This is a genomic window from Flavobacteriales bacterium (assembly GCA_016704485.1).
GTDB lineage: Bacteria > Bacteroidota > Bacteroidia > Flavobacteriales_F > PHOS-HE28 > PHOS-HE28.
In genome coordinates this window covers 2,553,578-2,566,498 of sequence record JADJAA010000001.1, presented here as the reverse complement: position 1 = coordinate 2,566,498, position 12,921 = coordinate 2,553,578, and the positions used below count along the sequence as shown (strand labels likewise).

Genomic DNA, 12,921 nt, shown 5'->3' with positions numbered 1-12,921 from the left:
TTCACTAGTTTTCCCTAGGATCCTGTATTGGTCGACCCGATGGGATCGACGCTACAGTATCCATTTTTCATTTTTTCTACGACGCCTTACGGTTCGTTGTATGATCTCGAAAAACCATATCCGCTAACCCTTGCAATCCGGTATAGAATGCACGTCCTTGGTTGGCTTCCGTGAATTTCTCGATGAAACGTTGTAGGTAATTGTCCTGTGCGATCATGAACGTGGTGATCGGGATCTTGGCTTTACGCGCCCGTACTGCAGCATCCAGCGTTCGCGCAACGATGTAATCGTCCAGCCCGAAACTGTTCATGTAATATTCGCCGTTGCGCTTGATGCAACTGGGTTTGCCGTCGGTGATCATCACGATCCTCCGGTTGCGAAGTTTTCGGCGACGCAGAATATCCATGGCCAATTCAAGCCCGGCAACGGTGTTGGTATGGAACGGGCCAACTTGCAAATACGGCAGGTCTTTCAAACTCACTTGCCATGCATCGTTGCCGAACACGACAATGTCCAACGTGTCTTTCGGATATCGTCTGCGGATCAATTCCGCCAACGCCATTGCCACCTTTTTCGCCGGTGTAATGCGGTCCTCACCGTAAAGGATCATGCTATGGCTGATATCGATCATCAACACCGTGGCACAGGCGCTTTGGTGTTCGGTCTCGATCACTTCAAGGTCACTCTCGTTCAAACGCAGATCATCAACTCCGTGCTGTTGGGCGTTGCGAATGCTATCACTCATAGCGATCTGCTCAATGCGATCTCCATAACGATATGCGCGACGGTCGCTCGTCGGTTCATCACCTTCGCCAGTGCGTTTCAGCCCGTGGTTGCCTTGATCGCTTTTCTTCAATTTACCGAACACTTGGTCCAACGCACGCTCACGTATCAGTTTTTCGGCCTTCCCTGTGAGGGGTGTTTTGCCGCCCTTCGTTGGCCGATCGCCGATCATGCCTTTCTCGCGCAGGTCCGCTTCAAACTCCCTTCGACCGTACTCTTTGGTCCAGAAGCCGTGCTCCTTATTGAGTTCGTCCATCCAATCCAGCGCTTCCTCCACATCGCCACTGGTATGTGTGAGCAATTCCAAGAACAACGGTAGCAGCTGCTCAAAGGGTGAACGATCGTCCACCGGTGGAATGAATTGCGAAAAACGATGGCCAAGCATAGCGAACAAAGGTAGCGGAGGGATGTATGGTCTTTGTAAGACGTTACCGCAAGGCAACAGTCGAACGGAACACCAATTCCTTATACATGACTGATCGCTTTTTACTTCTGTTATAAAATTGAAAGACCCGCACCATCTAAATGATGCGGGCCCTCACGGGAGAGCAAAGTTCTAGTTCTTCATTACCGCGATCGTTCCTTGTTGTCCTTGTTCGTCCGTTACGCGGGCCACATACATTCCGTCCATTAGTTCACTCAGGTCCAACCGGATCGTATGGATACCTGGCGCGTTACAAGGCACGAATTGCGAGTTGACGATACGTCCTGTGGCATCAAGCATATCCACGCGTGAATTGCTCTGAATACCCATGGTCAACGTTATTTGATCCACGGTCGGGTTCGGGAAAGCGCTGATACCGATCGCATTTCCGTTGTACTCATTTACCCCACTAGCAACGGCGGTCAACCACTGTGAGCGGCGCTCCGTACTTGTGCCATTAGCGTTAATTATGGTGAAGTCGATCGTTTCCAGGATCGGTAAGCCCACTCCGGGTTTGTAATACACGTAGCGATCACCGTTCGTTGTAGAGGTGCCGCCGGCGTTGGTATCGGTATTGTCTTCTTCCAAATGAACGCGTAACACATTGGTGAGTTCACCGATAGGTAGAGGAAGGATCAATGTACCGAAGCCATCTGCTTCCCCAACGATCGTACCGGTCCGTGTTCCGATCACTTGATCCACGACCTGGTATGATCCAGAAAACCCATCACTCCATTGGGTTCCGATGGTACAAGGGAACACCAGATCCCTGCGCGGATCGCTATAATTGAGAAGCGTCTGATTGCTTACCGAGAATACGCCCCAAATATCAACTAACGAATTCGTGATCTCATAGAACTGTGAACTCTGGGATATGGCATTGTTCGTGATCAGCGTAGCGCTGGGGAACAGATCCGCGAATTGCGAGGTTTGTGCGTCAGAAAGGGTGACCTCGGTTATGGCTGCGAATTGTAAGGAACTGAAGTCCCACACCGCGAACGCTCCTCCTGGTGGAACTGGCAGTATGCCACCGATATTCACGAATACGGACTGACCGATAGGCGGAGCAATGGAACTGGCATCGATGACAGGTTGCGCCGAGATAATTAGAGGAAGTAACAGAGCGGAAAGTATATAGTATTTGGTCATGTTGGTTTGAATTTGATGATGCGAAACAAATACACTACCCGACCGCTGGCAATAGAACGTTTGTTATATCACCAGACGAAAGAGGCGATATCCAGCAAGAGACCTGCGAGCATCAAAAGCAAATTCGGCTATCATCGGCTACCTTCGGCACCCCTGTTGTAATTCAATATGAACATGAACCGTTTCGAACTATTTGCTGCTTCAGTGGCCCTGTCATTCACACTTAATGCCACAGCGCAAAAAGAACTCACCAACGAAGTGATCTGGTACTCACCAACCTTCAGCACCGAATACGTGGGGGGCTTGGCCAGTATGAACGACGGTCAGCATTACACGGCCATGGAAGAAACCGCCAATGGCATGGTGATCGACCAGTACGCGTACACCACTGGCGAGAAAGTAGCGACGTTGGTAGAAGGCAGCACGCTGATACCCTCAGGTTCGAGGGAGCCCGTAGCAATTAACGGATACAGTTTCAGCGGTGACGAAAAAAAGATGATGATCGAAACGGAAAGTGAACCGATCTATCGTCACAGTTACTTCGCATACAACTATGTATATGATAGGGCAAGTAAGAAACTCGCTCCACTCAGTGACATCAGCAAAGCGAAACAACGGTTGGCCACCTTCAGTCCGGATGGATCCCATGCTGCATTCGTGCGCGATAACAACATCTACTCTGTGGATCTCGCAACGATGGCTGAAACGCAGGTAACCACTGATGGGGAATGGAACAAGATCCTGAACGGACTTACGGACTGGGTATATGAAGAGGAGTTCTCGTTCACGCAAGGCTTTGTTTGGAGCCCGAATGGCACCAAGATCCTGTACCTACGCAGCGATGAAACCGGCGTGAAGGAATTCAACCTGACCACTTACAAGGAAAACCTTTACCCTACCGAATACCGATTCAAATACCCAAAAGCCGGCGAGGACAATAGCGTTGTATCATTGCATGTATACACACTGGCTACCAACACAACGACTACTGTACCATTGGGTGTAACCGGCGATATCTATCTGCCGCGTTTCGGTTGGACGGCAAATGACCAAGTGCTCTGGTACATGCGCATGAACCGGTTGCAGAACGAAAAAGTGATCGCAACCGTGGATCTTGCACAGCGCACGTTGAACCCCGAGCCGAAGATCGTTTACCAAGAGACCAGCAAGACCTACATCGAAGTAACCGACGACCTGTACTTCATCAAAGATGGAAGCGGATTCGTGCTTTCAAGCGAACGCGATGGTTGGAATCATATCTATTCAGTGAACATTGCTTCAGGCAAACAACTCCAACTGACCAGGGGCGGCTGGGACGTTATCGCCGTTAATGGCATTGATGAAGCCAACCAGCGCGTGATCTTCACTGCCGCAAAAAGCGACCCTAAGAACCAAGATGTACTTGCTGTTCCATTGAACGGTAAAGGCGTTATGCAATTAAGTCCGTTAGGCGGAACGAACGATCCTGAATTCAGCACAGGCTTCCGGTATTTCATTAACACCCGCAGCACACTAAACACACCTCCGGTGATCACATTACACAATAGCAAGGGCAAACAGATCAAACTCTTGAAAGACAATACAAAGCTTGCCGCAACGGTAAAAGAGTATGGTCTTGTAACCAAGGAATTCTTCACGCTCACCACCGACCAAGGCATTGAATTGAATGGCTGGATGATGAAACCACCTGCTTTCGACAGCCGCCAGAAATACCCGGTGTTCATGACCCAATACAGCGGTCCCAACAGCAACGAAGTTCTGGACCAATGGGGAGGGCGCGATCAACTGTGGCACGGTATGCTGGCCCAGAAAGGATACTTGGTCGTTTGCGTTGATCCACGCGGAACAGGTCGTCGGGGGCACGATTTCCGCCACATCACATATGGTCAATTGGGCAAGTACGAGACCATCGACCAGATCGCTTCAGCCAAATGGCTTGGCAAGCAACCTTACGTTGATGCAACTCGCATTGGTATACAAGGCTGGAGCTATGGCGGATACATGAGCAGCCTATGCATAACGAAAGGAGCTGATGTGTTCAAAGCCGCAATAGCCGTGGCACCCGTTACCAACTGGCGCTACTATGATAGCATCTATACCGAACGCTACATGGGCCTACCAAAGGACAACGGCGATGGCTACGACGATAACAGCCCGATCAACCATGTGGAAAAACTGAAAGGTAAGTACCTCTTGATCCACGGACTTGCGGATGACAACGTACACTATCAGAACAGCGCAGAGATGACGCTCTCGCTCGTAAAAGCAAACAAGCCCTTTGACCAATTCATGTACCCGGACAAGAACCACGGGATCTATGGTGGCACAACGCGCGTACACTTGTTCAGCATGATGACGGATTGGTTGGTGGAGAATCTTTAATTAGCCCGAAGTCCGAACGTCAAAATTCAGGTCGGCGTGGTATCCGTGCGTCCGATACTTTAGTTGATCATTCGAGGGTAGTACCATTACCCCTTGGACCTACCTGTTTCTTTCACAATTTGTGAACGATCCGTTGGCATATCGCCTTCGGTCCCATCCCTTTTCTATCTTGGCGCGCCTCTGGAACTTAAACTCCTGACAAAGAACACATGAGTTCAACAACGATAACCGTGCCGAAAGGCCACCCACAGGGCCTTTATTGGCTGTTCGCCGCAGAGATGTGGGAGCGTTTTTGCTACTATGGCATGCGCGCCCTTTTGCTGCTCTACTTAGTAGAATCACTCGCCATGGGTGATAACAAAGGATTTGCGGTCTATGGTGCTTATACGGCCCTGGTGTACGTAATGCCTGTAATTGGTGGTCGTATTGCCGACCAGATCCTTGGGTCCCGCTGGGCAGTACTTCTCGGTGGAATACTAATGGCCATTGGTGAATTCATAATTGTAGGTGGTACGGAAATGCTTTTGTTCTGGGGAATGGCCGTGATCATCGTCGGTAACGGTCTGTTCAAACCGAATATCAGCACAATGGTGGGTAAGCTTTATGAGGACGGTGATCCGCGTAAAGACTCTGGCTTTACTATCTTCTACATCGGCATTAATCTGGGAGCTTTGCTCGCTACTACGGTCTGTGCCGAAGTAGGAAATATCTACGGCGCTCAATACGGCTTCGCATTAGCTGGCATCGGAATGTTGCTCGGTGTTATCATCTTCCAAATGGGGAGCAAACATTACGCCCATGTAAGTGCTCCTCCAAGTCCTGAAACATTGACCAAGCCGAAGTATGGCCCTTTAAGCCCGTTCACAGCAGTAGTACTTGGCTGTTTAGCGCTTATTCCCGTGCTTTATTTCTTGTTGCGCAATACAGATATCGCTGGCTATATGATCGTTGCAGTAGGTGTAGTGGTCATTGGCAGCTTGATCATGCGAGGAATAAAGGACGGCAAGGTCCAGTTGGATAAAATGTTCGGGTTCATCATCTTAATGTTGTTCAACATTGTGTTCTGGGCCTGTTTTGAACAAGCCGGAAGTAGCCTAACGCTGTTCGCTGATCGTAACGTTGATCGCCACATCTTCGGCTGGGAAATGGGCGCCGCCACTTCACAGTTCTTCAATCCTGCATACATTCTATTGTTCGGTTCCATCTTCAGCGTCATGTGGCTGAAATTGAAAGAGCGCAAGTTGGATCCTAACATTCCGATGAAATTCGGTTTGGGCATTTTGCAATTAGGCTTAGGCTATTTGGTGATCTTGATCGCTGCACCGCTTGCCGTTGAATACCAAGTACCACTTTGGACATTGGCATTACTCTATATGTTGCACACCACGGGTGAATTGTTCCTCTCACCGATCGGGTTGAGCATGGTAACGAAACTAGTACCGAAGGATATGACCGCAACCGCAATGGGAGCATGGTTCCTCAGCATTGCCGGCGCAAATTATGTGGCAGGCCTTCTTGCTACACTGACAGGAGCTGAACATGAACCTGTCGAAGGCGAGGTCATAGACAAGGCAGCAAGCTTGTTCACCTATGTTGATGTTTACAGCAACATCGGATATGTTACGGTAGGCCTGGGTTTGCTTCTGATCGTGATCAGTCCATTGGTGAATAAGCTGTTTCACGGAATTCGTTGATCGAGATCTACTAGTCTCACGCTACCGCAGTCCATCTTCCTATGAGCGAAACCACCTCCGCATCAAAACATCCTAAAGGATTGTACGTCCTGTTCTTCACTGAGATGTGGGAACGTTTCGGTTATTACCTCATGCTGGGCATTTTCAGCCTGTACATGATCGATGGCTGGGAAAGTGGTGGTATGGGATTCGACGCATTGAAGAAAAGTGACATCTACGGCACGTACCTCGGCCTGGTCTACCTAACACCGTTCATTGGCGGCTTATTGGCAGATAGGATCCTGGGGTTCAGGAAGAGCATTGTCGGTGGAGGATTGATGATGGCTGCAGGCTATTTGACCTTGGCCATACACGATACGACCGCTTTTTATGTTGGCTTGTTATTGATCATTCTGGGCAACGGCATGTTCAAGCCGAACATCAGTACACTGGTCGGGAATTTGTATAATAACGACACGTACCGGGCCAATAAGGACGCGGGTTTCAATATCTTCTATATGGGCATCAACATTGGTGCTTTTGTGTGCAATTTCGTAGCAGCATACATGAAGATCAAATACGGTTGGGGCCATGCATTCGCTGCTGCCGGCATTGGTATGTTGATCGGTGTTGTGGTCTTTCTCTACGGACAAAAACACGTAAAGCACGCCGATATCATCAAACCATTGCAAGAGGGCGATATGAGTACCGGCAAGATCTTGATGAGCACCATTGTTCCCATGTTCATCTTCGGGATCTTGGGCTATTTGATCCCTGGGAACCTGCTCGGTACGGATACCAATGATGCGTTCATCTTCGGCTGTATTCCCGTGATCGGCTTCTTTATCTATCTCTATGTTAAAGCAAATGAAGAAGACAAACGTCCTATCGGCGCGTTGCTGGCGGTGTTCGGCTGTTTGGTGATCTTCTGGGCCGTATTCCACCAGAACGGAGATGCGTTAACGGTATTTGCTAAGAACCACACCGACCGTGAAATGGCTACCAGCATAGCCAATGTGGCAGACAAGATCAATATGGCTGAAACTGTTACCAATGCAGGTGCAGCAACGGATGCGAACAGTTCCGAATACTTCAAAACGATGGCTCCAGAGCGCGTTCCGGCGGAAGGTGAGAGCATAAAATTGTACTCCACTCAGTTGTACCAAAGCATCAATCCGGGTTGGGTGATCCTACTAACACCATTGATCGTTGCATTCTGGGCGTTCATGCGCAGCAGAGGCAAAGAACCCACCACACCGACCAAGATCGCCATCGGTCTGGTCATTACCGCACTCAGTGCTTTGGTCATGGTTGGGGCTGTATTGGCAACGAACAACCTGGAAAGCAAGGCCAGCAGTATGTGGTTGATCGCATCGTATGGCGTGATCACCGTTGGAGAACTCTGTCTAAGCCCAATGGGCCTTTCGCTCGTTAGCAAACTCAGTCCGCCACGGATCACCGCGTTGATGATGGGCGGCTTTTTCTTGAGCACCTCCGTAGGCAATAAGCTAAGTGGCATGCTTAGTGGATTGTGGGAAGGCTTTGAGGACAAAACGCACTTTTTCTATATGAACTTCGGTTTGGCCATGGCAGCAGCGATCATGCTCTTCCTGCTGTTGCGGTACCTGAATGCGGTCATGAAGGAGAAGAACATTTATTAAGTGATAAGATCACATAAAGTAAAAGACCATGGCTAAGTTGTTGGACGGCATTACAGGGCATCCGAAAGCCCTCTACATGCTCTTTTTTACGGAGATGTGGGAGCGTTTCACGTTCTATGGGATGCGTGCGTTGCTTATCCTGTTCATGACCAGCCAACTATTCTATCCCGATGCCAAAGCGAACCACATATATGGCAGCTATCAGGCATTGGTGTATGCGATGCCACTTTTTGGTGGGATCTTGGCGGATCGACTTTTAGGCTTTAGGAGGAGCATCATTTTCGGTGGGGTTGTTATGGCCTTAGGAAGTTTCGTTATGGCAATACCAAGCGAGATCGCATTTTACACGGGGATGGGGTTCATCGTAGTGGGAAACGGGTTCTTCAAACCGAACATCAGCAGTATTGTTGGCAAGCTCTATACGGAGAATGACCCACGCCGGGATGCTGGTTTTTCCTTATTCTACATGGGTATCAACATCGGTGCTCTGGCCGGTGGATTGATCTGCGGCTACATCGGCCAGACCATCGATTGGCACTTAGGTTTCGGCGTTGCAGGCATATTCATGATCATTGGGCTTTTCGTGTTCAACATGGGCAAGCACCTGCTGGAAGGAAAAGGAGAAGCCCCTGATGAAAGTGCATTGACCAAACGGTCATTCATCGGGTTCCGTCAGGATTGGAGCACATTCGCCCTTTCATTGCTCTGTATCCCGGTTTTTGCATTGACGCTATGGCACTACGAAGTGATGGACTACGTGTTCAATCCTTTGGGCATAGCGGCGCTGGTCTATCTCCTCTACCTTGCTTTCACTCAAGTTGAAAAAGCGGCAAGACAAAAGATGTTCGCAGCGATCGTAATGATCTTGTTCAGTGTTTTGTTCTGGGGATTCTACGAGCAAGCTGGCGGATCATTGAACCTTTACGCACTGCGCAACGTCGACCTGAGCGCGTTCGGTGGACAGGACACTGCTGCAGCTGTTAACAATAGCGTAAATCCACTGTTGGTGATATTGTTGAGTCCGGTATTTGCTGCATTATGGGTATGGCTTAGCAGCCGACGAATGGAGCCGAACACACCGGTCAAGTTCGGACTTGCATTCCTTCAACTTGCCCTCGGTTTTTACATGTTCATACTTGGAGCCCAGTTCGCAGATAATGGCATGGTGCCGATCATCTATTTCATTCTTGGATACATGTTCCTGTCCAGCGGTGAACTTTGCCTATCACCGATCGGGCTTAGCATGATAACGAAGCTCTCTCCTGCAAAACTTGTCGGAATGTTGATGGGCGCATGGTTCTTGGCAAGTGCATTCGGGCAGTTCGTTGCCGGTAAAGTGGGTGCGATGATGGCCATGCCAACCGTTGATGGAGAGACTACTTTGCCTCCGGCAGAATCGTTGTTGATCTACAGCGGAGTCTTCAAGGACATCGCCTACATCTCGCTTGGCGCAGGGGTAATAATGCTCCTTCTGGCTCCGATCCTTAAGAAATGGATGCATGGTGTTCATTGACCGTTGAGAACGAACCTCAACGATCTCGGCTCAATTCATGAACGTGGTCCTGATCGCCATTTCATTCTTCGTACACACTTTCATGAAAGGCCTTCGTTAGAGCTCCCATTGCTCTTTGGTCGGAATTCACATCCTTGCATTTCACGGCATGGTCATTGATAGGTAAACGCATTCACCCATCCTATCATATGCGCACGCTCATTCTCGCCCTAACGTTTTTACCATTTGCTCTACACGCACAGACGAACCTGAAAGCAGCTGCTGAAAAGGGAGGCATAAAGTGGATGACCATTGAGCAGGCACAGGAAAAGGCCAAGGAAACACCCAGGCCGTTAATGGTTGATGTGTATACAAGTTGGTGCGGTCCGTGCAAAATGTTGGAAGCACGCACATTCAGCGATCCTAAGTTGGCCGAGTACGTCAACAAGCATTTCTATGCAGTGAAATTCAACGCGGAGAGCAGCGATCCCGTAACATTCAAGGGTCAGAAATTGGAGAATCCTGATTTTGATGCTGCTAAGGTCGGAGGACGGAATGGAACGCACCATTTGACCTATGCTATCGCGAACGTGGAGGGGCGTATTGCATATCCTACGGTAACCTATCTGGATAGCGCCCTCAACGTACTCGCCCCGGTGCAAGGCTATTTAACGCCTCAACAGATGGAGCCGATATTGAACTATTTCGGCGAAAGCCATTATAAGTCCCAGGATTACCAGACGTTCATGAGTACGTTCAAGGGCAAGTGGACCGCTCCATAGCGCGTTGAATATTCCGCGAGGTAAGATCAACGCAAGCATTGGTAGAGTCCATATTCTGCGGACCGGGTAGCACCTTGGCGATCTGATCGATCAGTTCGATCAACCATTTTTGGTCAGCGATGTTCCGTGCCCTGTTCTTTATTACCTTCGCTGCCATCCAAAAATCCACATTTATTCCGGAAAGAGTCCAATGAGTGAGAAGGCGCAGATAATATTTGACGGCAAGACATACGAATTACCTGTGATCACTGGTAGCGAGGGCGAGAAAGCCATTGATATTGGGAAATTGCGCGAACAAAGTGGATTGATCACGTTGGATTACGGATACAAGAATACCGGTGCTACTACCAGTTCCATCACATTTTTGGATGGTGAACTGGGTGTTCTCAGCTACCGTGGCTATCCAATTGAACAACTCGCAGCGCAAGCAACCTTTTTGGAGGTGGCCTACCTATTGATCTGGGGCGAATTACCCACAGCACAAGAGCTATTGCAGTTCGAGGACAACATCCGGAACCACTCCTTGGTGCATGAGGATATGAAGCACTTCTTCGAGTTCTTCCCGAGCAATGCCCACCCCATGGGTATCCTTTCGGCGATGGTGAACTCGCTGAGCACCTTCTACCCGAAAAGCCAGGACCCGAACAGGTCCATGAAGGACAGGGAGCGCACCATGATGCGCTTGATCGCCAAAATGCCAACGCTGGCGGCGATCAGCTTCAAGAATAACTTAGGGCTGCCATACATGTACCCGAACAATAAGTTGAACTACATCGACAACTTCCTTTACATGATGTTCGGGTTGCCGACCGAGCCTTATGAAGTGGATCCCGTTGTGGCTGCGGCGTTGAACACGCTCTTGATCCTGCACGCGGATCACGAACAGAACTGCAGTACCAGCACGGTGCGCATCGTAGGTAGTAGCCAAGCGAATTTGTACAGCGCGGTAAGTGCTGGCATCGGAGCGCTTTGGGGACCGTTGCACGGCGGAGCGAACCAGGAAGTGATCGAAATGTTGGAGACCATCCGCAACGATGGCGGCGACATCCGTAAATGGGTTGATAAGGCAAAGGACAAAGAGGATCCATTCCGCCTTTTCGGATTCGGACACCGTGTTTACAAGAACTTCGATCCACGCGCCACCATCATCAAGAAAAGCTGTGATGATGTATTGGCCAAAATGGGTGTGAACGATCCTGTACTGGACATTGCAAAACAGCTTGAGACCATTGCCTTGAATGACGAGTATTTCATTGAGCGCAAGTTGTACCCCAACGTGGACTTTTACAGCGGCATAATTTACCGTGCCATCGGCATTCCTACACGCATGTTCACTGTTATGTTCGCACTTGGCCGTTTACCAGGATGGATCGCACAATGGAAAGAAATGATCGAAAACAAGGAGCCGATCGGCCGTCCTCGCCAGATCTATACCGGACCTTTGAAAAGGGACTACACGCAGCTCAAGGATAGGAAGTAGTCAAACACCTATTTCTTCCATCATGAAATGAAGCCTCTCTGAATTCAGAAAGGCTTCATGCGTTCTTGAGCAGATGTCCTTTGTAGATCGATCCGCATGATCGATCGATCTTCTTTGCTATCTTCATCGCACGCAATACCATTTCATCCTATACCATTCACCAATAGAACTTCGTCCAATAATGCGAAGCATTTTTTTCACAGGACGATCCAAAAAATCGTTGCATCCGCCGTACGGCGGACGGAACTATTTTTCGGAGAAGTACTGGGGAAAAAGGGCGAGTAGAATGGGTGAAGTTCTATTGGTGAATGGTATTAAACCCCCATACCGATGAATACAGCAACAGCACCTGCTACACCAAGAACCATCAACGAACTAGGTTCCGATCTTAACACATGGTTGGGAACATTGCGTTGTTATCGTGAAGAGATCATGATCTTTGAGCATCGCATGGAAGAACTCGTAGCACGGGGAGGTCTTCCAAAAGATGAATTGATCAAACTGGAACATTTCCAGAACCAGTTCATACGGCAAACCGAGGTTATCGATGAACTACGCCACGACCTGAAGCAGCACGAGAACACCCTTGAAGCGGAGGCCACGGACCGTGTGATCCCTAGGGACCATAGCATTGATATTGCTCAAGAGACACTCCGCGACAGCATGATGACGTTCGAGAAACTGTACGTTGAACTGAAAGCTGAATATACAGAGTGGCTGGACACCGTAAATAAGAACTAGATATGGTTAATGGATCTTGGTCCATGAGACCAACACGCTTCGACCAGGATGCTGCATTAACCGGATCCAACTAACAACTATCGAGCTCCCATTTCGGTGAATAGGCTACATTCGCACTCGAATAAAAGCACAATTCCAATGAAAAAGCTTATCGGTATCGGCCTATGGCTCCTCGCTTTCGCGATCCCATTCCGTTTCTCCATCCTGGACTCGAAGGACGTACTATTAGAAAATGGTACAGCAGACAATATCACGGGACTGTTGAGCTTCCTTGCAGTTGTTATTCTATTATTCGGAGGGTACGCTTTAGTCGACTCTGCATCTTCGAAACCTACAGCAGAAGACCACCATTGA

The 12,921-nt window shown here is 49.2% G+C and carries 11 protein-coding genes; 8 read left to right on the top strand and 3 right to left on the bottom strand.

Annotation, left to right across the window (positions count from 1 at the left end):
- Positions 1–76: 76 nt before the first annotated feature.
- The gene (locus tag IPF95_11030; protein ID MBK6475223.1) at positions 77–1,168 is read right to left on the bottom strand and encodes a VWA domain-containing protein; all 1,092 of its coding nucleotides are present in this window, start codon (positions 1,166–1,168) and stop codon (positions 77–79) included.
- Between the two features lie 171 nt (positions 1,169–1,339).
- The gene (locus IPF95_11025; protein MBK6475222.1) at positions 1,340–2,356 is read right to left on the bottom strand and encodes a T9SS type A sorting domain-containing protein; all 1,017 of its coding nucleotides are present in this window, start codon (positions 2,354–2,356) and stop codon (positions 1,340–1,342) included.
- 174 nt (positions 2,357–2,530) lie between these two features.
- Here IPF95_11025 and IPF95_11020 point away from each other — a divergent pair, with 174 nt between their 5' ends.
- The 5 genes from IPF95_11020 (at position 2,531) to IPF95_11000 (ending at position 10,346) form a co-directional block, all read left to right on the top strand.
- The gene (locus IPF95_11020) at positions 2,531–4,738 is read left to right on the top strand and encodes a S9 family peptidase (GenBank protein ID MBK6475221.1); all 2,208 of its coding nucleotides are present in this window, start codon (positions 2,531–2,533) and stop codon (positions 4,736–4,738) included.
- Positions 4,739–4,947: 209 nt separating this feature from the next.
- Positions 4,948–6,432, top strand: a complete 1,485-nt coding sequence (locus IPF95_11015; GenBank protein ID MBK6475220.1) for an MFS transporter — start codon at positions 4,948–4,950, stop codon at positions 6,430–6,432.
- A 41-nt stretch (positions 6,433–6,473) separates the two neighbouring features.
- On the top strand, positions 6,474–8,072 hold the full coding sequence (locus IPF95_11010; GenBank protein ID MBK6475219.1) for a peptide MFS transporter: 1,599 nt from the start codon (positions 6,474–6,476) through the stop codon (positions 8,070–8,072).
- A 28-nt stretch (positions 8,073–8,100) separates the two neighbouring features.
- On the top strand, positions 8,101–9,585 hold the full coding sequence (locus IPF95_11005) for a peptide MFS transporter (protein ID MBK6475218.1): 1,485 nt from the start codon (positions 8,101–8,103) through the stop codon (positions 9,583–9,585).
- A 188-nt stretch (positions 9,586–9,773) separates the two neighbouring features.
- Positions 9,774–10,346, top strand: coding sequence for a thioredoxin family protein (locus IPF95_11000; protein ID MBK6475217.1), 573 nt, complete (start codon positions 9,774–9,776; stop codon positions 10,344–10,346).
- Here IPF95_11000 and IPF95_10995 read toward each other — a convergent pair.
- Positions 10,321–10,503, bottom strand: coding sequence for a hypothetical protein (locus IPF95_10995; GenBank protein ID MBK6475216.1), 183 nt, complete (start codon positions 10,501–10,503; stop codon positions 10,321–10,323). The genes IPF95_11000 and IPF95_10995 overlap by 26 nt on opposite strands.
- 33 nt (positions 10,504–10,536) lie before the next feature.
- Between IPF95_10995 and IPF95_10990 the strand changes: the two genes are divergently transcribed.
- The 3 genes from IPF95_10990 (at position 10,537) to IPF95_10980 (ending at position 12,921) form a co-directional block, all read left to right on the top strand.
- The gene (locus tag IPF95_10990) at positions 10,537–11,826 is read left to right on the top strand and encodes a citrate synthase (GenBank protein MBK6475215.1); all 1,290 of its coding nucleotides are present in this window, start codon (positions 10,537–10,539) and stop codon (positions 11,824–11,826) included.
- A gap of 330 nt (positions 11,827–12,156) precedes the next feature.
- The gene (locus IPF95_10985) at positions 12,157–12,567 is read left to right on the top strand and encodes a hypothetical protein (GenBank protein MBK6475214.1); all 411 of its coding nucleotides are present in this window, start codon (positions 12,157–12,159) and stop codon (positions 12,565–12,567) included.
- Positions 12,568–12,705: 138 nt separating this feature from the next.
- On the top strand, positions 12,706–12,921 hold the full coding sequence (locus tag IPF95_10980; GenBank protein MBK6475213.1) for a hypothetical protein: 216 nt from the start codon (positions 12,706–12,708) through the stop codon (positions 12,919–12,921).

Bases quoted from the DNA above. Each gene is read 5' to 3' on its own strand.
- IPF95_11030 (MBK6475223.1), bottom strand. From the start codon at position 1,168: ATGCTTGGCCATCGTTTTTCGCAATTCATTCCACCGGTGGACGATCGT.
- IPF95_11025 (MBK6475222.1), bottom strand. From the start codon at position 2,356: ATGACCAAATACTATATACTTTCCGCTCTGTTACTTCCTCTAATTATC.
- IPF95_11020 (MBK6475221.1), top strand. From the start codon at position 2,531: ATGAACCGTTTCGAACTATTTGCTGCTTCAGTGGCCCTGTCATTCACA.
- IPF95_11015 (MBK6475220.1), top strand. From the start codon at position 4,948: ATGAGTTCAACAACGATAACCGTGCCGAAAGGCCACCCACAGGGCCTT.
- IPF95_11010 (MBK6475219.1), top strand. From the start codon at position 6,474: ATGAGCGAAACCACCTCCGCATCAAAACATCCTAAAGGATTGTACGTC.
- IPF95_11005 (MBK6475218.1), top strand. From the start codon at position 8,101: ATGGCTAAGTTGTTGGACGGCATTACAGGGCATCCGAAAGCCCTCTAC.
- IPF95_11000 (MBK6475217.1), top strand. From the start codon at position 9,774: ATGCGCACGCTCATTCTCGCCCTAACGTTTTTACCATTTGCTCTACAC.
- IPF95_10995 (MBK6475216.1), bottom strand. From the start codon at position 10,503: ATGGCAGCGAAGGTAATAAAGAACAGGGCACGGAACATCGCTGACCAA.
- IPF95_10990 (MBK6475215.1), top strand. From the start codon at position 10,537: ATGAGTGAGAAGGCGCAGATAATATTTGACGGCAAGACATACGAATTA.
- IPF95_10985 (MBK6475214.1), top strand. From the start codon at position 12,157: ATGAATACAGCAACAGCACCTGCTACACCAAGAACCATCAACGAACTA.
- IPF95_10980 (MBK6475213.1), top strand. From the start codon at position 12,706: ATGAAAAAGCTTATCGGTATCGGCCTATGGCTCCTCGCTTTCGCGATC.